This is a genomic window from Gemmiger qucibialis (genome assembly GCF_027689445.1).
Lineage (GTDB): Bacteria > Bacillota > Clostridia > Oscillospirales > Ruminococcaceae > Gemmiger > Gemmiger qucibialis.
Genome location: NZ_JAQFEN010000001.1, coordinates 844,909 through 869,849, shown reverse-complemented (window position 1 = coordinate 869,849; position 24,941 = coordinate 844,909). Strand labels below are relative to the sequence as shown.

Annotated in this window: 20 protein-coding genes; 9 read left to right on the top strand and 11 right to left on the bottom strand. The window is 57.6% G+C overall.

Features of this window, described 5'->3' with window-relative positions:
- From PG062_RS03920 to PG062_RS03895, 6 genes are all read right to left on the bottom strand, one after another.
- The coding region (locus tag PG062_RS03920; protein WP_270751257.1) for a TPM domain-containing protein at positions 1-1,002 on the bottom strand (1,002 nt) is incomplete at its 3' end.
- 21 nt (positions 1,003-1,023) lie between these two features.
- Entirely contained in the window at positions 1,024-1,665 is a 642-nt protein-coding gene (locus PG062_RS03915; RefSeq protein WP_270751255.1) for a hypothetical protein, read from the bottom strand.
- A gap of 47 nt (positions 1,666-1,712) precedes the next feature.
- Positions 1,713-2,891 carry a toxic anion resistance protein gene (locus PG062_RS03910; RefSeq protein WP_270751253.1) on the bottom strand — a complete coding sequence of 393 codons (1,179 nt, stop codon included), beginning with the start codon at positions 2,889-2,891 and terminating at the stop codon, positions 1,713-1,715.
- 48 nt (positions 2,892-2,939) lie between these two features.
- Positions 2,940-3,566 (bottom strand): 5-bromo-4-chloroindolyl phosphate hydrolysis family protein, encoded by a 627-nt coding sequence (locus tag PG062_RS03905; RefSeq protein WP_113999767.1) that lies wholly within the window; start codon positions 3,564-3,566, stop codon positions 2,940-2,942.
- A gap of 147 nt (positions 3,567-3,713) precedes the next feature.
- Complete coding sequence (locus PG062_RS03900) at positions 3,714-4,238, bottom strand: DNA-deoxyinosine glycosylase (protein WP_270751252.1); 525 nt, start codon at positions 4,236-4,238, stop codon at positions 3,714-3,716.
- Positions 4,235-5,038, bottom strand: a complete 804-nt coding sequence (locus PG062_RS03895; RefSeq protein ID WP_270751251.1) for an HAD hydrolase family protein — start codon at positions 5,036-5,038, stop codon at positions 4,235-4,237. The genes PG062_RS03900 and PG062_RS03895 overlap by 4 nt, the downstream gene beginning before the upstream one ends.
- A gap of 127 nt (positions 5,039-5,165) precedes the next feature.
- On the opposite strand from PG062_RS03895, the gene PG062_RS03890 reads away from it, so the two are divergent.
- The 6 genes from PG062_RS03890 to PG062_RS03865 all read left to right on the top strand — a co-directional run bounded on the left by PG062_RS03890 (position 5,166) and on the right by PG062_RS03865 (position 14,623).
- Positions 5,166-5,885: a hypothetical protein gene (locus tag PG062_RS03890; protein ID WP_270751250.1), complete on the top strand. Its 720-nt coding sequence runs from the start codon at positions 5,166-5,168 to the stop codon at positions 5,883-5,885.
- Between the two features lie 96 nt (positions 5,886-5,981).
- On the top strand, positions 5,982-7,772 hold the full coding sequence (locus PG062_RS03885) for a peptidoglycan D,D-transpeptidase FtsI family protein (protein WP_270751248.1): 1,791 nt from the start codon (positions 5,982-5,984) through the stop codon (positions 7,770-7,772).
- A gap of 563 nt (positions 7,773-8,335) precedes the next feature.
- Positions 8,336-9,142 (top strand): 23S rRNA (guanosine(2251)-2'-O)-methyltransferase RlmB, encoded by an 807-nt coding sequence (gene rlmB / locus PG062_RS03880; protein ID WP_270751246.1) that lies wholly within the window; start codon positions 8,336-8,338, stop codon positions 9,140-9,142.
- 44 nt (positions 9,143-9,186) lie between these two features.
- Complete coding sequence (locus tag PG062_RS03875; RefSeq protein ID WP_270751244.1) at positions 9,187-12,924, top strand: hypothetical protein; 3,738 nt, start codon at positions 9,187-9,189, stop codon at positions 12,922-12,924.
- 329 nt (positions 12,925-13,253) lie between these two features.
- Entirely contained in the window at positions 13,254-13,670 is a 417-nt protein-coding gene (locus tag PG062_RS03870; RefSeq protein ID WP_270751243.1) for a transposase, read from the top strand.
- Positions 13,671-13,759: 89 nt separating this feature from the next.
- Positions 13,760-14,623, top strand: a complete 864-nt coding sequence (locus PG062_RS03865; protein ID WP_114001275.1) for a putative manganese transporter — start codon at positions 13,760-13,762, stop codon at positions 14,621-14,623.
- Positions 14,624-15,395: 772 nt separating this feature from the next.
- Here PG062_RS03865 and PG062_RS03860 read toward each other — a convergent pair.
- Positions 15,396-15,890: a hypothetical protein gene (locus PG062_RS03860; protein WP_270751240.1), complete on the bottom strand. Its 495-nt coding sequence runs from the start codon at positions 15,888-15,890 to the stop codon at positions 15,396-15,398.
- A 348-nt stretch (positions 15,891-16,238) separates the two neighbouring features.
- On the bottom strand, positions 16,239-16,787 hold the full coding sequence (gene nrdG / locus PG062_RS03855; RefSeq protein WP_270751238.1) for an anaerobic ribonucleoside-triphosphate reductase activating protein: 549 nt from the start codon (positions 16,785-16,787) through the stop codon (positions 16,239-16,241).
- A gap of 406 nt (positions 16,788-17,193) precedes the next feature.
- Between nrdG and nrdD the strand changes: the two genes are divergently transcribed.
- The 3 genes from nrdD (at position 17,194) to PG062_RS03840 (ending at position 20,831) form a co-directional block, all read left to right on the top strand.
- Positions 17,194-19,419, top strand: a complete 2,226-nt coding sequence (gene nrdD, locus PG062_RS03850; RefSeq protein WP_270751237.1) for an anaerobic ribonucleoside-triphosphate reductase — start codon at positions 17,194-17,196, stop codon at positions 19,417-19,419.
- Positions 19,420-19,703: 284 nt separating this feature from the next.
- Positions 19,704-19,916 (top strand): helix-turn-helix domain-containing protein, encoded by a 213-nt coding sequence (locus tag PG062_RS03845; protein WP_114000404.1) that lies wholly within the window; start codon positions 19,704-19,706, stop codon positions 19,914-19,916.
- Between the two features lie 18 nt (positions 19,917-19,934).
- Complete coding sequence (locus PG062_RS03840; protein ID WP_270751235.1) at positions 19,935-20,831, top strand: GIY-YIG nuclease family protein; 897 nt, start codon at positions 19,935-19,937, stop codon at positions 20,829-20,831.
- A 153-nt stretch (positions 20,832-20,984) separates the two neighbouring features.
- On the opposite strand, the gene PG062_RS03835 is transcribed toward PG062_RS03840, so the two are convergent.
- The 3 genes from PG062_RS03835 to PG062_RS03825 are packed head-to-tail and all read right to left on the bottom strand — an operon-like array spanning position 20,985 to position 24,786.
- Positions 20,985-21,941, bottom strand: coding sequence for a carbohydrate kinase family protein (locus PG062_RS03835; RefSeq protein WP_270751233.1), 957 nt, complete (start codon positions 21,939-21,941; stop codon positions 20,985-20,987).
- 13 nt (positions 21,942-21,954) lie between these two features.
- On the bottom strand, positions 21,955-23,352 hold the full coding sequence (locus tag PG062_RS03830; RefSeq protein WP_270751231.1) for a glycoside hydrolase family 32 protein: 1,398 nt from the start codon (positions 23,350-23,352) through the stop codon (positions 21,955-21,957).
- A gap of 36 nt (positions 23,353-23,388) precedes the next feature.
- Entirely contained in the window at positions 23,389-24,786 is a 1,398-nt protein-coding gene (locus PG062_RS03825; RefSeq protein ID WP_408611386.1) for a PTS transporter subunit EIIC, read from the bottom strand.
- Positions 24,787-24,941 lie beyond the last annotated feature (155 nt).

Here is a 24,941-nt window from a genome sequence, read left to right as displayed (position 1 = left end):
GCCCCCACCGCGCGGGGCGCTGAACCCGCCGCTGCGCCCGGCACCGCCACCCGGCCGGGCACTGCCGCCGCCGGAACGGAACCCGCCGGACATTCCGCCAAAGCCGCCGCCGGGACGCGGACCGGAACTGCCAGGTCTAGCACCGGGGCCAGGCCCGCCAAAGCCGCCGCCGGGACGTGGGCCGGGATTACCAAATCCACCGCCCGGAGGGGGCGGCGGGGGAGGACGCCGGGGACGGCGCGGCCGGTAAACCGGTCCGCCGAAAAAGAATACGTTCGGCCCGCGGTAGCCGCCTGTGTAGGTGGGACCCTGCGGCCCGCGGGGTCCGCGCGGCGTTTTCAGGATCGCAATCACGATCACTGCAATAATAATCGTCAGCAAAATCAAGGTAAGCACCGCCCCTCCATTGCTGCGGCTCTGGGTGTTTTCCACAATCCTGCCGGAAGAATCTGCCAGGCCGGAGCCGATCGCGTCCATATCCAGGCTGACGCCATATACATCGCAGATGCGCTCGGCCATGGCCAGCACGGTTTTGCGTGCGCCGGTATCGTAATCCTGCTTTGCCCAGGAAGCTTCCAGGTTATCATACAGCAGATCGCTCAGCACATTGCCGGAAAACGCGCTTTCCAGCCCTTCGCCGGGGGTGGCCCAATAGTTGTCGTCCCCGGTGGCCATCAGCAACACCATGCCGTTGTCCTGGTCAGCGCTGCCAAGGCCCCATGCCTGGAACACCTCGTAGGCATAGCCTTCCATGGTGTTGTTGCCGACGTAATCGGTGGTGTAAACGCCGATCTGTGCACCGCTGCAGTTTTCCTGCAGGGCAACAGAAATGTTGGTGATATATGTTTCGGTATCGCGGCTTAGAATATTGGCATTATCGGCAATGCAGCTGGTACTGCTGATGCCCTGAACGGAAGCAGCTGCCGCTGCCGGTACCGCCCAGACTGCCGCCGCGGTCACAGCCGCCAGAACGGCGGCTGCGGTGCGGGTCAAAATTTTCATCCGGCCCCCTCCTTTCCGGGGTCACTGCGCTGCATACAGCTCCACCTGCCCCGCGCCCCACAATGTACCGATCACATTGGCGGGGAAACCGGAAGCCATGGTGTTGTAGCTTTGGGCAGCGGTGGTATAATTCTGCGCAATTTCGCGCTGCAAAATGCTTTGGGTGCTCACATAGCTGGCATCCAGGCTGTTGATCTGATCCAGCGCATCGTCGGTGGCTTTTGCCTTGGCGGCGGTGTACATGGCGTCCACAGCGTTATCCAGCTGGTGGATGACCGCATATTGCGCGGCTGGGGCAATGGCGGTATCCTGCCACTGGGCCAGCAGGTCTGCTACGGTGGTGCAGTTGCTGTCAGCTTCGCCCAGTACCTTCTGGCAGGCACGCATCAGGTTGGCAGCGGTATCCGTCAGGGTGGTAAAATCCCCCTGGATGCTGTTGCCGTGCTCGTCAACCTCGCTGGTGTAAATTTCAGCCACATTGCGGTAACGGCTTTTCAGCTGCACGCCGCCAATGCCAAACACCGAAACCAGCACCATCACGGCCAGGAACCCGGCCGCAAAAGGCCGCTTTTTGGCGGGGGCGGGCAGTTTGCTTTCCACCTGGCCAAACACTTCCAGCTGCGGGCTTTTGATCTCAAATGTTTCCTGCTGCTCCAACTGCATGGGTCGTCCTCACTTAACGGGGATGCAATAATGCACCCTAAAAATAATTACTTGTTAATTTCCAACAGCTTCTGCTTCAGCTCGCCCTCAATGCGGCCCAGCTCCTGCTCGGCGGCGGCGCGCTTGGCCTTGCCGTCTGCGCGGATCTTGTTCAATTCATCCAGTGTGCTGATCAAATCGCGGTTGGTCTGCTGCAGGGTCTCAATATCCACCACACCGCGCTCAGACTCTTTGGCGATGTCGATGGTGCCCTGCTTGAGGGTTGCGGCGTTCTTGCGCAACAGCTCGTTGGTGGCATCGGTCACGGCGCGCTCGGCCTGCATGGCCTGCTGGCTGTGTGCCATGCCCAAGGCCAGAACCATCTGGTTCTTCCACAGGGGGATGGTGTTCACAATGGTGGTCTGGATCTTTTCGGCCATCATCGTATCGTTGGACTGGATCAGGCGGATCTGTGGGCCCATCTGGATGGAGATATTGCGGGTCAGCTCCAGGTCATACAGCTTCTTTTCAAAGCGGTCGCACTGGTCGGCCAGGTCGCGGGCGGCCTGGGCATCTTCCGGCAGGCCGGATGCTTTTGCTTTGGCTTCAGCGGCGGCCAGGTCGTTCTCCCGCACCTGCTGCAGCTTTTTGCGGCCGGCCAAGATATACATGCTCAGCTCCTTGAAATAGACAAGGTTCAGCTGGTACATCTTGTCCAGCATGGCAATGTCTTTCATCAGGGTTACCTGGTGGTCCTCCAGTTGGGCCTTGATGCGTTCCACGTTCACATCAGCTTTGTCGTATTTCACTTTCAGGGCTTCCAGCTCGTTGGACTTTTTCTTGAAAAAGCCCAGGAAGCCTTTCTGATTTTCTGCGGTGGCGTCAAAGCCTTTCAGCTCGCCGATCAGCTGGGTGATGAGTTCGCCGGTCTCACCCATATCCTTGGTGCGCACGCGGGAAAGCGCACTGTCAGAAAAATCGCTCAGCTTTTTCTGGCTGGCGGCGCCGTACTGCAAAATCATCTGGGAGTTGGTCAAGTCGATCTTTTCAGCAAAATCCTGCACCATCTTCTGCTCTTCGGGGCTCAGCGGGGTATCCTCCACGGTAACGGGGGTAGCCTTTTTGGCTTCCTCCACCACCTTGGCATCCACTTCGGGGTCCAGGGTCAGGGTGGGGGCGGCAGGGGCCGCATCCAAGGTCAGGGAAGGTGCTGCGGGAGCGTTCAGGTCAAAATCCAGATCAGACATAGTGGCAAGTCCTTTCTCTTCTTCTTTTTATATTTTGGGTTGGGAGCATCAGGTCAAATTCTGACCGCGCATGATGTTTTCAAGCACTTCGATGTCGGTCGAAATATCCATTGCCTCTGCGGAATACAGGGCGTCCAGCTGGTTTTCAAATGCGGTGGCCATGGTGCCAGCGTTGCGGCGTACTTCGCTCAAGATCTGGGCGGCGTTTTCGCCGGTAATGCCGCCTTTTTCCATCTGGGCGTATGCGCTCATGATCTTGACCACTTCCGGCAGGTAATACCGTGCAAAGCGATCCACGGTGCGGGCTTTATCCGGCTTTTGCTCCACCGCCTGCACAATGCCGCGCCCGGCCTTTTCCATACGGTCCAGCTGGCGGGAAAGTTCGGCATCCGGGATGGCGTCATTCAGCTTGTGCAGCGCGTCCAGGTTGGCGGCAATGCCGTTCAGCATGGCATCGGTGTTCTCGCTGCCGGTGGCGTAGGGCTGTTCCACCCGCTGCACCCGCGTGGGGCAGAAGCGGGAAGAAACCAGATACACCACAGTGCTGAGTGCCGCAATGATAACCAGGTTTACCAGCCGGTAGGGCGGCAGAATCAGGGAAGCAACCGGCCAGGTCAGTGCAGCCAGGTACAGCGGCAGAACCGGGCGGGTGCGCTTTTCGATCCACTTGCTCATGGGTTCAAAGCTCCTTGTAGTAAGGTGCGCCCCGGCAAAGGCAAGCGCCGGAGCAAAGGGAATACCCTTTCATTATAGTGCAACGGTGGGGACAATGCAAACAATTTTGCCCTTTTCGGGCGGCAAAACGGCGCTTTTTTGCGCTTTTTACGGTTTGTTCACATATCCTTCCAGCGCAGTGCCCCAGGCATCCAGCAACCGCGGCATGGTAAACGCCGCATTGGCCGGGCTGGTGGAGGGCAACACCACAGCTTCCAACCCGGTCAGGGGCTGGGCGTATTTGCGGTACAGCCTGCCGCTGGTGGCACCGTTGCAAAAAATGGCCTGTACGCCCAGGCGGTTCACCAGGGCTGCCAGATCATTCGGTTCCACATCTTTGATGGAAGCATCCGATGCCCCGCGGATGGAGCAGGCGTGGATGACATCCCACACCGCCAGCCCGCTGCCAATGATGATGGCGCGTTTGGCATCCAGATCCTCCCATGCGGGGGTGGGGCTGTGGGTCAGGGTAGCCATCAGCGGCCAGAATCGATTCTGCGGGTGGCCGTAATAAAACCCCTGTGCCCGGCTCTTTGGGCTGGGAAAGCTGCCTAAGATCAGCGCTTTGGCCTGTGCGCCGTACAGTGGGGGCAGCCCCGGCCCCACATGGGTGTACGGTTGTTTGGTGTTCAACGGAATATCTCCGGCCACAGACTGCGGCACAGCTGGGCAATGCCATCGGGTGCAGCGGCAGGGGCCAGCGCCTTGGCAGCAGCTTTGGCGGTTTTCATGCCGTCCGCCATGCAGTAGGAACGCCCGGCCAGCGCCAGCATTCCGGCATCGTTGGGACCGTCGCCCACGGCAACGCAGTCCGCAGCGGCCAGGCCCAGATGGTCCAGCAGTGCCTGCAGGCCGGTTGCCTTGTCCTGTCCGGCGCGCAGGATATCGCACCCCGTCACGTGGTAGGGCAGGAACTTCAGCCCCAGGTAGCCGTATTTGGCCTGGAACTTGGCGATATCTTCCGCCGCCAGCATGCCGAACGCGGAAAACGGCATATCCAGCAGGTGGCGGTCCTGGTCCTCGCCGTCTTTCAGGCAACCTTCCAGTGCAGCGGCTTTCTCCTGCACATGGAAGGCCTCATAATCCAGGTAAACATACCCGCCGTCCGAAAAGCTGAATCCCAGCGGGTGCTCATAGTCCTCGCAAAAATCCACCAGAGCGTACATTTCCTCGGCGGTCATGTGGCTGGTGTACAGGGCGGTCCCGGCGGCATCCTCCACCTGGGCACCGGCGGCGCAGATCCAGTAATCCGGCCGGATGCCGCGCAGCATTTTGGCGGGGATCTCTGCCCGGCAGCGCCCCGTGGCAATCACGAGCTTGACCCCGGCTTTCTGCACGGTGCGCAGGGCATCGACGTTTTCTTTGGGCACGCGCGGCTCCCCATGGGGGCGCAGGGTGCCGTCAATATCTAAAACAAGCAAAGTGGCAGGCATGGCAGGTACTCCTTAACATTTGGTTTGGTTTCTTCTATTATATCAAATCCGCCCCCAAAGTCTAGCAGGGGGCGGGCAAACATATAGTTGTGGAGAAAAACAATGAGCGAAAGGCGGGCGGCGCACCATGCGGCATACCAGACGAAAAGAACGGGACGGGCTGGACCTTGCGCGCCCGGCACCGCGCAGACGGCACAAAACGCTCCGGCAGCTCTGTGCGCTGCTGCTGGGGCTGGCGGGCCTTGCCCTGCTTGGCATGGCCGTGTGGGGGGCGGCTTTGCCCCGGCGGCTGGATGATGCCTTAGCCCAACACTATGCCGCCCAAATGAGCGTGATGCAGCGGGAGCTGTTTGCCCTGCGCCGCCGGCTGGCAGAATACGAACCGGATGCCGAAGAAAACGCCGCCCTGCGCAATTTTTTGCAAAGCAGGCAGACGGACGGCGAACGCTGGGACCCCGTGTGGACCGCCGCCCGCTGGCCCGGCGGATTTTTGCTGGCGCAGCCGGTGCAGGCGGGGGCCGCCGTGCTGGACCGCAGCGGCCGTTTTGCGGGCATTGCAGGGGAGCATGGCACGGTGTCCCCGGCGGGCAGCGGAGCGGGGGCAGTCCCGGCTCTGGTGGGGCAGGCCCTTGGCACGCTGACCCGCCAGAACGGAGTCCTGTGGGTGACCGGCCTGCCCTGCAGCTGTAAGGCGGCAGCGGGGGAGTTGGCCGTTACCGCGCAGGGACAGTATTGGGCCGGGCAGCTGGCAGCAGCGCCCCAGCCCGACCCCGGCGGCCTGACCCTGCGCGCCCCGCTGGAAGATACTGCCGATGAAACCGACTGCCTGTATTTCATCGGGGGCTGACAGCTGCGGCAAAACCTTGTATAATACCCATATGGCAAAAGGACAGACCAAAGAACGATCAGACCAGAGCAGGCAGTGGCCTGCCGGGAGGTGCGCATGAAAAAAGACGGCAAAAAGAGGGTGTGGTTCCTGCTGATTTTCTGCACTGCCGTGTTTGCGGCATTTTTGGTGCGGCTGTACTGGATGCAGTTTACCATGGCGGATCACTATGCTAAAAAGCTGGAACAGGCATCTCAGACCAGCTATACCGTGCGCATCCCGGCGGCGCGGGGAAGCATTGTGGACCGCAGCGGCACGGCGCTGGTGCAGGATGACACCGTGTATGACCTGGCGCTCTGCGTTCCGGCCCCACCGGGCACCGAGATGGCGCAGACCCTGCAAACGTTAAAAGAACTGGATCTAGGCGGCAAGGATGTGGAAACACAGCTTGCCGCCTTTTGTTCTGCCGTTTCGGCGGGGGAACTGCCGCTGGCTGAAAATCTGACCCAGGCACAGTGCCAGAGCCTGCTGGCTGCTGGTCTGCCCCAGAGCGGGGCGGTGCGGCTGACTGCCCGCGGTACCCGCACGGCGGTGGATGGTACCCTCGCTCCGCAGCTGCTGGGCGGCGTGGGGGCCATGAGTGCCGAGCAGTGGGCACAGAAAAAGGCCCAAGGCCTTGCCATGGATGAATCCATCGGCCAATGGGGGCTGGAAGCCGCCTGGGAGGATGCTTTGCGCGGCAGAGCGGGAAGCCTGAAAGTGACAGTTGACCGCAGCAGCGGCGGCCGCACCGAAACCATACAAAGTACGCCACAGGCCGGGGATACCCTGCACCTTTACCTGGATGCTGACCTGCAGCGCACCCTGCGCAGCGCATTGCAGCAGCAAATTGAAACTTTACAGGCCACAAAGCCGGAAGGCAAGGGCAAAGAAGCCTGCGCAGGGGCGGCTGTGGTGGTGGATGTGCAGACCGGCGGCGTTCTGGCGGCGGTCAGCCTGCCGGATTATGACCTTGCCAGCTGGCGGCAGAATTATGCCGCACTGGCTACAGCCCAGGGAGCACCGCTGGTCAACCGGGTGCTGAACGGCCAGTATGCGCCGGGGTCGGCGTTCAAACCGGCAGTAGCGGCATCGGCTCTGGCGGCGGGGATCATTACCCCGCAAAGCACCGTAAACTGCGGCGGACGGTACACCTACTATGCGGGCTACCAGCCGCGCTGTTTGCAGCTGGGGCACCGCGGGGCCGTCAGCATGGTTACGGCGCTGCGCCACAGCTGCAACATTTATTTTTATGATGTCGGCCGCCTCCTTGGGGTGGATACGTTTTCCGCTACCGCGCAGCAGCTGGGCCTTGGAGCACCCTGCGGTACTGAGCTGCCGGAAACTACAGGCCGCCTGACCTGGAGCACCGATGAGAACTATCAGGCGGGCCTTGCACTGATGGCGGCCATTGGGCAGGGCAACACGTCGGTCAGCCCCTTGCAGCTGGCGGCCTATGCCGGGGCCCTTGCGCGGGATGGCCAGCGCCCGGCGCTGCATTTTGCCCAAAGCACAACCGATGCCGCCGGGAATATAACCTGGCAGGCGCAGCCGGACGTTTTAGCCCAGGCACCCGGCGGGGCGGCAGTGTTTGCCCCCATCCGGGAGGGTATGGCCCAGATGGCCCAAACGCTGCGCACTTTGCGGGAATCGCCTATCCCCCTTGCCTGCAAGACCGGCAGCCCCCAGCTGGCGGGCACGCTGCCGGATGGCACCCACTACACAAACTCGGTGCTCATCGGGTATGGGCCGGTGCAGCAGCCGCGGTTTGCGGTGGCGGTGGTGATCGAATACGGCGGCGGGGGCAGCAATGCCGCGCCCGTTCTGCGGGCTGTGGCGGACTGGTTTGCAGCAGCCGGAATGGCCTGAACAGGATGGAATTTTGTGGGGAATTTTTGCATTCAACATGCAGGATGAACTTTTCGCTTTTTGTCCACAGACGGGGTGGGGAAAACCTGTGGAAAGTGAAAAAACGGGCAAAACCCCCGTAATAATTGTAAGTTTTACCCGCAAAAACGGGGGTAAAACTGGTAGTTTGCCCAGTAAGCGGGGGTGTTTATCCGTACTGTTATGTTGAAAGGTTTTCCACAATATGTTGAAAACACCCCCTGAAACGGTGGAAAACTGGCCATACAAGCGGGTTTTCCACGCTTTCAACAGGGTTTTCAACATCCTCAAAGGAAAACCTTTCCAGTACGGTTTGTATAAACCGCGAAAACACGCACAAAAGCACCGCGCAAAAGGGTGAAAAATCTGTACTTTTGACGCCAAGGAAAAAGGTGACAAAAGCATAGGAAATGTGCTATACTATATCTGTATAATTATCGAATCATGCCAGAAAGCTGTGCGGGCTGCCATACGCGGCAAAATGGCTGCCAAACGCCGCCGCACAGGGCTTTACCCAATCGTTTTAAGGAGTAACCACATTGCAGATGGAAAATAAAAAACGCATGCCCCAGCAGGCCCCCCAGGCCAAGGCAGACAAGGCCCCTGCGGAGCAGGATACCGCCCTGGTATGGGGCAAAAACCCCGTGACCGAACTGCTGAAAAGCGAAGCCGGGGTGGACACCCTGCTGTTGGCCGACAGCATGGAGCCGCGCATGGCCGGGTATTATACCGCGCTGGGCAAAGCGGCCGGGGCGGTCATCAAGCGTGTACCCGCCGGCAAGCTGCAAAAGCTGTGCGGTACCCAGGACCACCAGGGGGTGGCGGCCTGGGCTGCCCGCATCCAGTATGTTGGCGTGGAGGAACTTTTGCAGATCGCAAAAGACCGCGGCGAACCGCCGTTCCTCGTGCTGTGTGACGGTATTGAGGACCCCCACAACCTGGGCGCAATCCTGCGCAGCGCGCTGCTGTGCGGTGCCCACGGCGTGATCATCCCGCGGCGCGGCGGCGTTGGCGTGACCGGCACGGTCATGAAATCCAGCGCCGGGGCAGCTGCCCGCATCCCGGTGGCGCGGGTCGCCAACCTGCCGCAGGCCATCCGTGACCTGAAAAAGCAGAACATTTTTGTTTACTGTGCCGACCTGGGCGGTGCTCCGCTGGAAAAGACCGATCTTTCCGGCCCGGTGGCGCTGGTGCTGGGCAGCGAGGGCGCAGGCCCCGGCGCGCTGGTGCGCAAACTGTGCGATGCCGCCGTTACGCTGGATATGGCCGGTGGCAAAACCGGTGTGGACAGTTATAACGTCAGCGTGGCCGCCGGTATTTTGATGTACAACATCATGCAGCGCCGCAAGTAACGGCTGCGCAAAAAAAGGAATCCCATACCAAAGGGGAGAACAACATGCCAAGCAAACGTACAAATGATTCCGTGGACCGCATTCTGGAAGAGCTCAGCCATGAGCAGGCCGAACGCGGCATCCGGGATAGTGTAACAGACCGCCAGGTGGATGCCATCCTGCAAAGCCTGGGCCACGGCAGCATGGAGGAATCCTCCGGCGGCGGTTCGGCATTGGGGCCCATCCAGAAAGAGGACCTGCCGGATATCACGCTGGGCAAAGGCAATAATTTTAACACCGAGGACCGGTTTTCCACCGCTGTGCTGGACGACCTGCTGGGCGATCTGCCCAGTATGCGGGCTGCCAAAAAGAATAAACCCGGCCCCGCTGCCCCGGCCCGCCGGCCTGCTTCTGTGCCGGAGCCGCGCCGCATGCCGGAAGTTGAGCCTAAAGTAGAAAAACAAAATAATATACAAACTGTACAACCGACTCAGCCGGTGCGCTCGGAACCTGTTCCGCAGCCTGCCCGCCCTGCCCCGGCACAAACTGCGCCCCAGCAGCCGGCCCCGCAGGTACAGCCAGAGACAAAACCGGCCCCGCAGCCGGAACCAAGACCGGCGGATGCAACATCAGGGGATACCACCCGCACCAGCATCATTAAAGCCTTTTTGGGCCGCATGGTGCCGGAAGCGGACAGCAAGTCCTTGGATGCAGGCAAAAAAGATTTTACCAACTTTTTTGGCACCAGCGTGGCCGTTGTTCCGGATGATATGAAGTCCGAGCAGGAGCGCCAGCAGACCCCCAAGAAAAAGGGCTTATTTGGCTTTGGATATGCTACCGATACCGGGGAGTTTGAGCCGATCAATGTTTCGGTCAGCGGCAGGGTGGAAAACCAGAGCACCCAGCAGCTGGAAGAACAACTGCCCCGGTCGCAGGATGTTTTGCCACAGGATGAACCGGACGAGATGGAGCTGCGCGAGCAAGAGCCGCCCCGCCACTACGCTGCAAAGAAAAAAGGCTTTTTTGCCAGCCTGTTCGGCGGCAAAAAGCACGATGTCTATGACGAGCTGGAATCCTATGACCCGTATGAGGGCGAGCCGGATACAGCCCCGGTAGAAAACTGGGAGGTTCCGGAACAGCCCCGGGAGGAGCCGGAAACAGAGGAAACGGGCGAGATGCCCCGCCTGACCGCTACAAACGCAGGGCTTTCCATCTCCGGGCGGCAGACTTCCCAGTTTGCCGCCACAGGCAAACCGCTGCTTCCGAAGGATGAGCCGGCCCCGCAGCCGGAACCTCAGCCCAATGTTTACCGCAAAAATAAAAAGCGGGATACCGTGGAGTTCACCCCCCGCAAGGAGCGGGAACGCACCATGCCGTTCACTCGGCCTGCCCCCCGCCGCGAAGCGGAACCCGTGGGCGAGCCGGTCATGACCCCAAACGATACGGTGCAGCCGCAGCCCGCGCCTGCCCCGCAGGCGACCACCGGTTTTACCATGCAGCTGGGGGACGAGCCCGCACCGGAAAGCACCCAGTCGTTCCTGCATGAACTGAACGCAGCCCTGCCGCCGCGCCGCAAAAAGCCTGCGCCCAAAGCTGCCCCCGTGCAGGAAGAACCCGCCAGCGGCGATACCTTTGAGGAACTGCCGCAGGAGCTGGCCCAGACCCTGACCGGGCAAATCCGCCTGAGCGAGATTGCCGAAGGGGTGGAAGAACAGCCGGAAGAACCGAAAAAGCCCGCCCCGAAAAAAGAGGAAGAAAGCTTTGAGGAGCTGATCGGCCCCCTGGTGGATGAAAAGCCCAATACCGCGGAATTTGTGCGCGGCATTGAACAGTCCATCAACCTGGAAAAGATCAAATCGGATTCAAAGGCAAAAACAGAAAAGACCGATACCGATTACCAGGCGGCTGCTCAGTACCTGAGCGACCCCAACGCCGGGGCGGAGCCGGAAGCACCGGAACAAAAAAAGCCCGGCAAAGGCTTTAACATCCTCCGGTTTGCAGGCAAGCCGAAGGATGAAACCACCCCCGATGGCGAAGCGCCTTTTGCCGCACAGGCCGCCGTCCTGCACCGCCACGAATACGAAAGCACCGATGATGCCCCCGTGGTGCGCCATGACTTGGAACTGCGGGTGATGATCACCACCGGCACAGCAATCGCTGTGGGCGCTGCAGCCCTGATTATGATCGTTCTGGGCACTATGGCGGCCACCGGAGCCAATCTTGGCCCGCTGGATACCACAGCCAGCACCAAACCGCTGCTGGTGACCATGCTGATCCTGCTTGCTGCCAGCGCGACCCTGTGCTGGCAGACGATGCTGGGCGGCCTGGCCGGGCTGATCAGCATGCGCCGGGGCAATACCGCAGATACCATGCCCGCCATGGCCGCGGTGGCCTCCATCCTGCAATGTATCATGTTTTTGGCAAAGCCGGAATGGTATAACCCCGCAACCCTCTGCCTGATGACCGGCCCCGCAGCGCTGCTGCTGTGCGGCAACGCTGCAGGCAAGGCAATCGACGCCCACACCATCCGGGATAACTTTACCCTTGTCAGCGCCGGGATGGACCACGCTGTGGCATATCGGCTGAAAGATGCCGGGGTACTGCGCACCGTGACCGCCGGGCTGGCGGAACCGCGCCCCAATGTGCTGGTCAGCCGTCCCACCCGCCTGATGAAAGGCTTTTTGGCGGGCAGCGAATCCCGCCGCACATCGGATAAAAACCAGCAGCAGTTTGCCCGCATCCTGCTGGGCTGCGGCGTGGCTGCATTCCTGTTCACCCTGCTTTACCGCAAGGATGCCGGAACGGCGTTCACTGCGCTGGCCGGTGTACTCTGCCTGGGCGCGCCGCTGGCCGGTACGCTGATCTCCGCCATGCCCATGCGTTTGATGCAGCGCAGTGCCGCGCAGATCGGCGCGGTCATCCCCGGTTGGAAGGATATCCGACTGCTGGGCCGTGTGAACGTGCTGCAGGTCACGGCGCAGGATCTTTTCCCCAAAGGGTGCATTACGCTGCGCGGCATCAAGCCGGTGCGCAAAGAGGATATTGAGCTGGCCATCATCTACTCCGCTTCCATGCTGGCCGATGTGAATACCCCGCTGAAAGATATCTTCCTTGGCATGACGGGCGATAACCGCAAGCTGCTGTGCAAGGTGGAAAACCTGGAAACGCTGGACGGCCTGGGCTATGTGGGCTGGATCAACGGCGAGCGGGTCATGATCGGCTCCCGCCGGCTGATGGATACCTATGATATCCAGCTGCCCAGCATGGAATATGAACGCCGCCATACCGTGAACCAGCGCCGGGTCATCTACCTGGCGGTTTCCGGCAAGCTGTTCAGCATGTTCCAGGTGGCTTATCAGAGCGATCCCGATACCGCCGCCGTGTTGGATTCCCTGCGCCGCGCCGGACTTTCGCTCATTGTGGACTGCGATGACTTTAACTGCGATGAAGCGCTGCTGCAGACTGCTTATAACCTGCCGGTTGGTACCGTCAAGGTGCTGAGCGGCAAGGAACACAAGGCGCTGGAGCCTGCTGTGGCCTGGCTGCCGGAAAGCGAAGGCAACATGCTGCACCTGGGCAGCTTTGCCAGCTTTGTCGGCGGCCTGGAAGCCGCTGCGGGTGCGGCAGAGGGGGAACACCGTTCTTCGATGGTGCTGTCGGCCTCGGTGCTCATCAGCTGCATTCTTGCCATGATCATGGCGCTGGCCGGCGGCCTGGCCGGGCTGCCGCTTCCGGCACTGGCCTTGTATCAGGTCGCTTGGGCGGTTCTGGCCATGATATTCCCCCTGATCCAGAGATATTAAGGGCAATACCGCATAATTCTAAGTGCCGATACGGCGAGCGAGGTGCGGCAGCTGCTAAGCCAAAAGCGCAGATAATACTGGATGCTGCAAAGGTGAGCGCCGCCAGTGGCGGAAACAGCAACCCGACATTATCGAGCATTTTGGCAACGCAGATGCCGTGCCGCAGCCGCCGAAGCGGTGCTTAAGCCGCTAGGCGGGAATTGTGCGGTGTTGCCTAAGGGATATCTGAAAACAAAGAACTGGATTGAGTTTTCGGCTTTTCAGATATATCCAAGCGTTTTTGCGGGAAAAATAAAAACGGGAACGACATAAAAAGGAATGGTGCAACCATGTACCGCACAATTCAACATCAGATGAGCATTGATGACTACCTGCCGCCCTATGAAGGCGAGCTGGTACAGGAGAACCGCTGGGTGCGCCTGGCCCAGGCCATTGACTGGGATGCCATTGAACAGGAGTACAGCGGCCATTTTGCTGCTGGCGGCAAGGTGGCAATTCCGGCCCGCATGGCGTTCGGTGTGCTGGTGATTCGTGCAGCGTGCCGCACAACGGACAGCGAAACGGTGGAGATCGTGCGCGAAAGCCCCTACCTGCAATACTTTTTGGGCTTTGATTCCTTTACCTATGATGTGCCGTTTTCTTCCCGCAGCATGGAGCGGTTCCGTACCCGCATTTCCCCCGCCCGTGTGCGGGAGGCCGTAGCGCTGCTGCGCGGCTTTGAAACCAACAAAGGCAATAAAAAATGAAAAAGGGCCGCATGACTCCGGGCAGCTGCTCCGAACCGTGCGGCCATGTTATGCCCTGCAACCCCAACCTTGCAACAGATAGGAGAATTATGGAAATTATTGTTGATGCTTTTTTGGATGCACTGATCGACGGCGTAAAAATGCTGCCGTTTTTGTATCTGGCATATCTGCTGATCGAATGGCTGGAACGCAACCATGGCGAGCGAATTGAAAAAGCGTTGGCTGGCGGCGGCCACTGGGGCTTTGTGCCCGGCGCACTGCTGGGCTGCGTACCACAGTGCGGGTTTTCGGCGGTAGCGGCCAACTTTTATGCCAGCCGGGTCATTACCCCCGGCACGCTGCTGGCCGTGTTCCTGGCAACATCGGATGAAGCCATCCCCCTGCTGGCGGCGGAGCCTACCCTGTGGAACAAGCTGGGCCTGCTGCTGGTGCTCAAAATCGTGTTTGGCATTGCAGCCGGTTTGGTGTTGGATGTTCCGCTGCGCCGCATCCTGCCCAAAGGGCTGTATGGCGGCTATGAGGGCCATGCCGATGAGGTGGACTGCCACGAAGAACACGAGGAACACAGCAGCATTTTCCTGGCGGCACTGCGTCACACGCTGGAAATTTTTGTGTTCATCTTGGTGTTCAGCTTTATCATTGGGCTGATCTTTGGCTTTGTCGGGGCAGATTCCGCCGCGGCATTCCTGGGCAGTCTGGGCATTTTCCAGCCCATGATGGCCGCGCTGATCGGTCTTGTACCCAACTGCGGTGCCAGCGTACTGCTGGCTCAGCTGTATATGGGCGGGGCTATTACCTTTGGCAGCTTTTTTGCGGGGCTGTGCTCCGGCGCAGGTATCGGCCTGGCTGTGCTGTGGCGTGTCAACCCCAGCTGGAAACAGAACCTGTTCATGACAGGGCTGCTCTGGTTCTGCGGCACCTGCTGCGGTATTTTGCTGCAATGGGTGGTGTAAGAGCTGCCGGCGGCCATAACCCGTAAAATAATAAGTAGGGGACGATGCGGAAGCATCGTCCCCTTTGATATGCTTTGTGGGATGTTGTAGCCAAGGCTTGCGATAAAATTCTATTGTGGCATCTACCGCATGGTTCCGGAACGGTCAAGACCGTTCCCTACGGAGCATTTTATAGTGGGTGATAGAACATAAAACATTCGGTAGGGCGGGGTCACCCGACCCCGCCGAAACCTGGCCCTATTGCATGTTGAAAAATTGTGATGAACCAACAAATTGCTTGTAGGGGGCGGCGCCCCCGACGGACGTATAAATAACAGTGAGCTTGTTTGTGCGCAGTAGAGCGGGGTGCCCTCACCCCGCCGCGGAGAAACCTTGGGCAATACCGCATAATTCTAAGTGCCGATACGGCGAGCGAGGTGCGGCAGATGCTAAGCCAAAAGCGCAGATAATACTGGATGTCTTATCGAGCATTTTGGCAACGCAGATGCCGTGCCGCAGCTGCCGGAGCGGTGCTTAAGCCGCAAGGCGGGAATTGTGCGGTGTTGCCCTTGCCCTATTGCCGCGAACATTGCAAATGATTTGTAGGGGACGATGCTCGCATCGTCCCGCCCGCCGGGCCTTGCCACGCTGCTACCCCCAAAACGTGGGAAGAACCCTGCCGTGCACGCAAAGGCTCTCCCTCCAAATACAAATTTACCCCCAAAACAAAAAACAAACGCCGCAGGGAGCATCACGCACTCCCTGCGGCGTTGTCATTTATATCGTCTCGCCTTCAGCCTCTGCAGCCGGTTTCTTCTTCCCAGTCGCCGAAATCTTCGGCTTTGGCGATGGTGGTAGGGTCCACCTTGCCGTCCTCCGTCAGCTTAACGGGTTCGGTCTTGTCCTGGACCGGATTCACATTCGGCACATCGTTACCACTCTGGATGGGAATGGTAACGCCGTCATCTTCCTGCGCGGGTTCTTCCACCGGGGCAGCAGGCTCCGCTACAGGGGCCTGCTCAGCGGGGGCAGGTTCCTCAATCGGTGCGGGCTGTTCCTCGTCCGGGGCAGGCTCTGCCGCCGGTTCTTCTGCGGGGGGTTCCTCGTCGGCATTTTCTTCGGTTTCGTCCGCATCTTCGGTGCTTTCGGAAGCTTCGCTGTCGTCAAATGCGGAGTCATCCACAATCTGTTCGCTCTCTTCGTCCTGAGCCAGATACTTGCTGACAACATAAACGCCAACACCGATGGCTGCGCCCAGCACAATGGGAATCAGATGAAATTTTGCCATAGTAATTTCTCCTTTCGTGCGCGGGCAACTGGCCCGGCAGCTGTTTGGGGCGGTTGTGCCTGGAACGATTGGCACAACCTTAAGGCAATACCGCATAATTCTAAGTGCCGATACGGCGAGCGAGGTGCGGCAGATGCTAAGCCAAAAGCGCAGATAATACTGGATGTCTTATCGAGCATTTTGGCAACGCAGATGCCGTGCCGCAGCCGCCGGAGCGGTGCTTAAGCCGTCAGGCGGGAATTGTGCGGTGTTGCCTTAAATTAGTGTCAGTATAACACCCTGCGGGGCAGAAATACAAGTCAAATTTGTTAAAAGTTACACAAAATCCAAAAACGCGAACTCGCTGCCTTACATCTTGTGGTCAGCAAACAGCGGGTCATCCTGCCACAGTACGGTGTGCCCGGCGGCGCGGGTGGCGTTCAAGTCAATGATGCGCTGGTTGCCGGAGCCGCGGAACCGCAGCGAAATATCGTGCTGCGCGGGGATAAATTCGCCGTCCACCAGCACATCGATCAGGCTCAGCATCTCGTCCGTCACTTCGCAGCGGGCGTGGCTGGGCTGCAAAAGTTCGGTTTCGTATACATTGCCGGTGTAGCACCAGATGGTTTTGTGGGGGTACAACACCCGTACTTCGTGCAGGAACGGCACCAGCGCACGCTGGTTTTCCGGCTCAAAGGGTTCGCCGCCCAAAAGGGAAAGCCCATCAATATAATCCGGGGCAAGGCTGCCCAAAATTTCATTGCGCACGGCTTTATCAAAGGGCAGGCCATAACCAAAATCCCAGGCAACGGCGTTAAAACATTCCGGGCAGTGGCGGCGGCAGCCGGAAACAAACAGACTGGTACGCACGCCCGTGCCGTTGGCAATATCACAGTATTTTATGGTTGCGTAGTTCACGCGGGGAGCCTCCTTATAACATGCAACACTATATCTTGTATAGTGCTGCGGCAAATCATCACAATAGGCAGGTGCCTTGCACCAGTATACCAGCCGTGCCGGGCAAAAGCAAGTGTCCAGGGAACAATAAAATCACATATCATCGCAGCTTTGAAAAAAGTGCCTATTTTACCCAAAAAGCCAGCGCTTTTTTCGGCGTTTTGTTTTGCAATCTTTTTGAACGTCCCATCGCGCTATATGGCATATATGGGTACTATTAGCAAATTATATACAATATATTGTGGTGTATTGGCTTGACTTTGCCGGGCCGATGCGGTAAGATAAATACGCTCGCCAAAATCATGGAGCGGTTTTGGTGTGGGGTATCAACCCGGCAGCTTTTATTGAGGTAAGGAGATAACAGTTCATGAAGATCATCAAGCGCAACGGCAGCGAGGCCGTTTTCGATATATCCAAAATTATTGCAGCGGTGACCAAAGCCAACAACGTTGTTGCCTCCAACCAGCGCTTGACCAAGGAACAGATCACGGCCATTGCCGACGATGTGGCGCAGGAATGCCAGAGCCGCAACCATGCCATGAACGTGGAGGAGATCCAGGATCTGGTGGAAGACGCCATCATGCAGACCAAAGCGTATGAGGTGGCCCGCAAATATATCACCTACCGCTATGTGCAGAGCCTGCGCCGTACCCATAACACCACCGACGACCGCATTCTGTCCCTCATCGAGTGCAACAATGAGGAAGTCAAGCAGGAAAACGCCAATAAAAACCCGACCGTCAACAGCGTTCAGCGCGATTATATGGCCGGCGAGGTCAGCAAGGACCTGACCATGCGTATGCTGCTGCCTGCCGAGATTGTAAAGGCACATGAGGATGGCATCATTCATTTCCATGATGCTGACTATTACGCCCAACATATGCACAATTGCGACCTGGTCAACCTGGACGACATGCTGCAGAACGGCACGGTTATTTCTGGTACCCTCATCGAAAAACCGCATTCTTTCTCCACGGCCTGCAACATTGCCACCCAGATCATTGCGCAGGTGGCATCCAACCAGTACGGCGGCCAGAGCATCAGCCTGACCCACCTGGCACCGTTTGTGGATATCAGCCGCAAAAAGATCCGCCGCGATACCGAAGCGGAGATGAAGGAACTGGGCATTGATCCCGGTGAAGAAAAGCTCTCCCAGATCGTTGAAGCCCGTCTGCGCGAGGAAATCAAGCGCGGTGTGCAGACCATCCAGTACCAGGTCGTTACCCTGATGACCACCAACGGCCAGGCACCGTTCATCACGGTATTCATGTACCTGAACGAAGCGGGCGAAAACCAGCGCCTGAAATCTGACCTTGCCATTATCGTGGAAGAAATGCTCCGCCAGCGCTACCAGGGTGTTAAGAATGAAAAGGGTGTCTGGATCACTCCCGCATTCCCCAAGCTGATCTATGTGCTGGAGGACGATAATATCCGCGAAGGCACCCCCTATTTCTACCTGACCAAGCTGGCCGCCAAATGCACCGCAAAGCGCATGGTGCCGGACTATATCAGCGAAAAAAAGATGAAGGAATACAAGCTGTCTAAGGGTGAGACCGAGGGCAACGGCGATGTATTTACCTGCATGGGCTGCCGCAGCTTTTTGACCCCCGACCGTTCCGGCACTGGCTGGAACAACGTGGCCAACGCCAAGAACTATGTGCCGGGCAAGCCGAAGTACTATGGCCGCTTCAATCAGGGTGTTGTTACCATCAACCTGCCGGATGTGGCCCTGTCCTCCGGCGGTGAGCCGGATAAATTCTGGAAAATTTTTGATGAGCGCCTGGAACTGTGCCACCGCGCCTTGCAGTACCGCCATAACCGCCTTAAGGGTACCCTGTCCGATGCGGCACCCATTCTGTGGCAGTACGGCGCTCTGGCCCGCCTGAAAAAGGGCGAGCCCATTGATAAGCTGCTGTACGGCGGCTACTCCACCATCAGCCTGGGCTATGCGGGCCTGTATGAATGCTGCAAATATATGACCGGCAAGAGCCATACCGATCCCGCCGCAAAGCCCTTTGCCCTGAGTGTGATGCAGCACATGAACGATAAGTGCAACGAGTGGAAGAACGCTGAAAATATTGATTACTCGCTGTACGGCACCCCGCTGGAATCCACCACCTACAAGTTTGCCAAGTGCCTGCAAAAGCGGTTTGGCATTGTGCCGGGCATTACGGACCGCAACTATATCACCAACAGCTACCATGTGCATGTGACCGAGCAGATCGATGCGTTCACCAAGCTGAAGTTTGAAAGTGAGTTCCAGCGCCTGTCTCCGGGCGGTGCCATCAGCTATGTGGAAGTGCCCAATATGCAGGATAACCTGGAAGCTGTCATCAAAGTGATGCAGTTCATCTATGATAACATCATGTACGCAGAGCTGAACACCAAGAGCGACTACTGCCAGGTGTGCGGCTATGACGGCGAGATCAAGATCGTGGAGGACGACGGCAAGCTGGTGTGGGAGTGCCCGCACTGCCATAACCGCGACCAGAGCAAGCTGAACGTTGCCCGCCGCACCTGCGGCTACATCGGTACCCAGTTCTGGAACCAGGGACGCACCGCCGAAATCAAGGACCGCGTGCTGCATCTGTAAAACGTATAAAGATAATAGAATAAACAAAATGAGGCGTATCCACGATATATGGATACGCCTCATTTTGTTGCTAAGATAAATGAAACGGTTGAATTATAGAGGGGGGTATTCTGATGTATTTGAGGGGAACTTATTTTGGTTGTAATTTATTTATTGTTTTTGGAAATAACTTTGTAATAATATGAATAAACGGAATAGCTCTAAGCGATTGAAAAAACTCAATTCTTGCGATATAATAAATTACACTTACAGTGAAATATATTTCAAACAGATGAGGTGGAAGTATGCTGAAAAATAATATAGAGGTCGATGTAAAGGTAAAATGTATAGAAGCTGCGACCACGCAGGCAAAGCTGGCTGAAGAAGTTGGAACCACGCCGTCCTATGTAAATCGCCTGATAAAGAAGAAAGACGGAATTGTAAATAACACATTTTTGCAGATGTTAGAAAAGCTTGGTTATGATGTAGAACTGACCTATGTGAAAAGGGAAATATAAGGCGAGGAGGATACAGTGATGCGAGGCAAAAGTATAAATCTGTTTCTGATGGATGGTGAGGCCGGTGGCAGAATAAAATGTACACTGGCGAATTGGACAGGTATTGCATATAAAATTCCTCGGACAGAGCTTGACCGCTGCAAGGAACGAGAGGATTTAAAACAGAGTGGTGTTTATTTCCTCTTTGGTACTTCAGACACCACTGGAAAAGGTGTTGTTTATATTGGACAGGCTGGAGCAAGGAAAAACGGTGAAGGTATTCTGAATCGCCTGCAGGAACATAAGAGAAATCCAGAAAAAGATTACTGGACAGAAGCCATCGTATTTACCACATCCAATAATTCATTTGGACCCACTGAGATAAGCTATCTTGAAAACCGTTTCTGTAATTTGGCACTGCAAGCGAATCGCTATGAGGTCAAAAATGGAAATGATCCTACGCCGGGTAATATTACAGAAGAAAAAGAATGCGAACTGGAGGAGTTCATTGATTATGCAAAAGTAATCATGGGAACCTTGGGACATAAGCTGTTTGAACCTATTACCAAGCCAGTTGAAGTAAAAACGGAAGTTGAAGAAAAACAGGCGGATGATATCGGGAAGTTGTATCTGAAAAGAACCATTAAAACAATCGGTACGGTCGAAGCCGTTGGAATGCAGACTGCAGAAGGCTTTGTGGTTTTGGCGGGAAGCCACATCTCTCCATCGGACGATGATACGATTTCGGAAGTTATCAAAGAAAAAAGAAAGAAGACTACTCTTGATGCTGACGGGAAACTGATAGAGAATTTGCTGTTTACCAGTCCTTCCTATGCTGCAATGTTTGTGATTGGCAAGAGTGCGAATGGACTGACAAGCTGGAAGGATGCTGATGGACATACACTTAAGAGCTTGGAATCTAAAATTGATGAATAAATGTTGCGGATGAAGCAACGTTGAAGTTTATAATCCTAAGACTTGTATAAAGCGAATATAGAAAAGAAAAATCTATACCGTAAAGCAACCGCCCGGTACAAATCCTGTACCGGGCGGCTGCTTTATGATGAAATAGCAGAGAATGGCAGAAAGTTACAGCTGGTCGATGGTGGGGTAGCTGTCAATGGCACCGTAGCGCTGCACACTGTAACCGCAGAACCGGTTGGAAAAATCCAGCCACTGGTTCAGCTGGTCCGCCTGCAGAGCAGGCAGGGCGGCGCGGTCCACCCCGTTTTTGTGCAGCTGCCACAAGAACGAGCCGATGAACCCGTCCCCGGCGCCGGTGGTATCCACGGCCTTTACCGGCTTGCTGGCGGAAAAGCCGTGGGCGGTGCGGGTGTAAGCGTGGGCACCGGCGCTGCCGCAGGTGTAGAGCACCAGCTGTACATGGCCCACAAACAGGCTGGGCAGGGCGGCTTCAATATCACTGGTGCCGGTCAGAAATTCCAGCTCTTCGTCCGAGATTTTGACCACATCGGCCAGCGGCAGGAACTCCAGCACCGTGCGGCGCAAAGCATCACGGTCCGGCCACAGCGGAAAGCGCAGATTGGGGTCAAAGTCAATGATAGTCCCGGCGCTGCGGGCTGCGGCAATGGCAGTTTTGTGGGCTTCCCGCATGGGGCTTTCCACCAGGGCAACGCTGCAAAAATGCAGGGCATAGGCGTTGGCAAACAGGCTGATATCCACCTGCTCCGGGGCGTACAGCAAATCGGCTGAGGGCTTGCGGTAAAAACTGAACGTCCGGTTGCCGTCTGCTTCCAGTGAAACAAAGGCCAGGGCGGTGTTGGCTTTGTCCGTCAAACAGATGTGGCTGGTATCAATGCCGCAGGCAGCCAGTTCATCAATGATCTTGTGGCCGAACGGGTCATCTCCCAGCTGGGTCAGCAGGGCAGAATCCCCACCCAGGCGGGCATAAGCACCGCACACGTTGGCGGGCGCGCCGCCCACACGGGGGCTGAAAGAGGGAACCTCGGCAAAGGAACAGCCGGTTTTGGACGGAATCATATCGATCAGCGCTTCGCCGATCGCATACAAGGTATCATGTGCCATGGAATGTCCTCCGTTAAATCGAAAGGGAATACAGGGTGCTGCCTGCGCCGCAAAGCTGCACGGCAACCTTGCCCGCTGCCGGGTAATACCGGGTGGAAAGCACCGCGGCACCGTCGTTCAGGAATATTTCCAGCGAGGAAGCATCCCCCACAACACGCAGGCTGCGGCAGGGGGCATCCAGCACAGCCTTGCGCTCGGTGCGCCCGGCGGCAATCGCTGCATCGGTAAAGCGCAAGGTACAGGTGCGGTCCGCTTCGGTGTAAGTCAGGGTCAGGCCGTTGGCAATGGTCAGGACAAAATCCCCGGCGGGGGAGGCGGTCAGGTCAAAGCAGGGGTCCGTTTCAACCGTTTCGCCGTCTGCCGGCTGGCGGACTTCGCCGCGCAGGGCGTTCAGCTCGGCGGCGGGGGCTTGCAACAGGCGGCCAGTGCCGTCCTGGGTCAACACGCGGGGCAGGGTCAGGCAGTGTTGCCAGCCATACTCCACGGTGGGGTTGGTATAATCGGCATCCGGCATGCCCATCCAGCCAAACTGGATGCGGCGGCCATCCGCGGCGGCAAAGCTTTGGGGCGCGTAATAGTCAAAGCCATCGTCCAGGGCGTGGAATTCGCTCAATGTGCAATCGGTGCGCCAGTCACCCTGCAGGGCAAAGTAACCGCAGCCGTACACGTTCTGGCAGGCAATGCCCTGGGGCGACACCGCCAAAAACCACTGGCCGTCCAGCTCAAACAGGTCGGGGCATTCCCACATGTAGCCAAAGGCTTTGGGGGTAGTGATGGTGTTGATGTGGTTCCAGTGCAGCTTGTCGGCGCTTTCAAACACCAGCACTTCGCCATGGTCGTCCAGTGTTCGGGCACCCAGCACCATATAGTAGCACCCATCCAGTGCAAACACTTTGGGATCGCGCACATGGCAGGTCAGCCCGGCGGGATAATCCTGGTTGTACATCAGGCAGCGCTTGTTGTCCAGATGGATGGCATCGCGGCTAGTGGCAAGGCAGACATTGTGCCCGCGCCCCTGCTTGATGTAGTCATATTCGCCGGGGTGCTTGACATTGCCGGTATAGTACAGGTACAGCATGCCGTCCTCCACCAGAGCGGAGCCTGAATAAACGCCGTGGCAGTCAAACGGTTCGTCCGGGTACAGCATTACGGGCAGGCGTTCCCAGTGGAACAAATCGCGGCTGCGCACGTGCCCCCAGTGCTTGACCCCTCCCGTGGGGTCAAACGGGCCGTACTGATAAAATACATGGTATTCATCGCCAATCTGGCACAGCCCGTTGGGGTCGTTCAGCCAGCCAACCGGGGGCTGAACATGCAGCTTTTGCCGGTGGGGATCCGCCGCCGCGCGGGCGGCCCCAGCGGCTTCCACCATGGGGACAAGACGCTTCAAATCACGCTGCAAGGCATTCATAACAGGTAGCTCCTTATTGATTGAGAGGGGAAAACATCAGGCTTTGGCTTCCTCGGCTTCGGGGGTCCAGATCACCCAGGTCACAGCGAAGGAAACGCCGAAGGAAATTGCCATCATGATGAGGTACTGCAGCGGCATGTGCAGATGCAGCAGGATGCCGAAGATGCCGGTCACGCCAGTGCCGGTGGCACCCAGGCCGGTCACGCTGGCATACAAAGCACCACAGGCACCGCCGACCAGACCGCCGATAAAGGGCTTAAAGTAGCGCAGGTTGACGCCGAAGATGGCGGGCTCGGTAATGCCCATGCAGGCAGAAAGGGCGGAGGGCAGGGCCATAGACTTAACTTTGGCGTTCTTGCTCTTGAGGGCAACGGCAAAAGCGGCACCGCCCTGGGCAACGTTGGCGGCACTGGCCAGGGGCAGCCAGTAGGTGAAGCCAAACTTGGCCAGCTGGCCAAGGTCGATCAGGGTGTACATATGGTGGATACCGGCCACAACGGTGACGGCGTACAAACCGCCCATGATGAAGGAACCGATGCCGAACGGCAGCTGGATCAGGGTCTGAACGCCGTTGATGATGCCGTCCTCCAGCGTGGTGAAGATTGGGCCGATGACAGCGAGGGTGAGATAACCGGTAACGAAAACGGAGACCAGCGGGGTAACAAACAGGTCGATCATGGCAGGCACAACTTTGTGCAGCCGCTTTTCAATCTGGCACATCAGCCACACGGCAATAATAACGGGGATAACGTGGCCCTGGTAGCCGACCAGCGGAATTTTGTACAGCCCGCCAAACACCGATTGGTAGGTCTGCACGCCCTCAGAAGCAACGGTCCAGGCGTTCTGCAGGTTGGGGTGAATCATGATCATGCCGATGACAGCACCCAGGAACTGGTTGCCACCAAACACCTTTGCGGCGGAGAAGGCGATCAGGATAGGCAGGAAGGTGTACGCCGTGTTGGAGAACAGCTGGGCAAACACATAGATGGAACCGCTGGTATCAATGTTCAGGAAGCCGTTGTTGACCATAAAGTTCAGCGCTTCCATAATGCCCATCAAAAAGCCGGAAGCCACGATGGCCGGAATGATGGGAACAAAGATATCGCCCAGCGTCTTGATGGCCCGCTGGTACCACGGCGCTTTGGAAGCGGCAGCCTGTTTGACTTCCTCCTTGCTGGCACCGGTGATTCCGGCCAGGGCGGTGAACTCGTCATACACCTTGTTCACAATGCCGGTGCCGAAGATGATCTGCAGCTGGCCCTGGGCTTCAAATACGCCCTTGGCGCCCTCAGCATTTTCAAGCTCTTTTTTGTTCACCTTGGAATTATCCGCAATCACCAGGCGCAGGCGGGTTGCGCAGTGTGCGGCCGATACAATGTTGGAAGCACCGCCGATGTTGTCCAGTACCTGCTGGGCTGCTTTCTTGTAATCCATGTTGCACGCTCCTTCTTTTATCTGTTGGCCCGGTAGGAGGTTCCGGGGCCTGTTTCATTTGACAGCTTTATTATATACGAAGGTGAGTGCTTTTTCTATTGACCAAACGACCCAACTTGCAAAGAATCTGTTATCGATTTCACACAGTTTCACAC